The 282-nt window shown below is 32.3% G+C and carries 1 protein-coding gene; it reads left to right on the top strand.

Going from position 1 to position 282, the window contains the following annotated elements; genetic code table 11:
* Positions 1-282: glutamate--tRNA ligase family protein (locus AWT63_RS03250; RefSeq protein ID WP_231723215.1), on the top strand; the 282-nt coding region annotated here is incomplete at both ends.

Genomic DNA, 282 nt, shown 5'->3' with positions numbered 1-282 from the left:
TATCTGCATTTCTTAAAAGTGGCATATGATGGACAAACTATTGTAAAAGACAGATTAAGAGGAGACATAGTATTTGAAAATAGTAAAATTGATGATCAAGTGCTGTTAAAATCAGATGGATTTCCTACATATCATTTAGCAAATATAGTGGACGACTATTTAATGGGAATTACAGATGTTATTCGTGCTGAAGAGTGGATAGCTTCAACACCTAAACACGTTCAATTATATAAAGCATTTGGTTGGAAAGAACCAAGATGGTTTCATATGCCACTTTTAAGA

Origin of the sequence: Caviibacter abscessus (assembly GCF_001517835.1) — a bacterium.
Lineage (GTDB): Bacteria > Fusobacteriota > Fusobacteriia > Fusobacteriales > Leptotrichiaceae > Caviibacter > Caviibacter abscessus.
The sequence above is the reverse complement of the archived record's forward strand: the minus strand, read 5'-3'. Positions and strand labels throughout refer to the sequence as shown.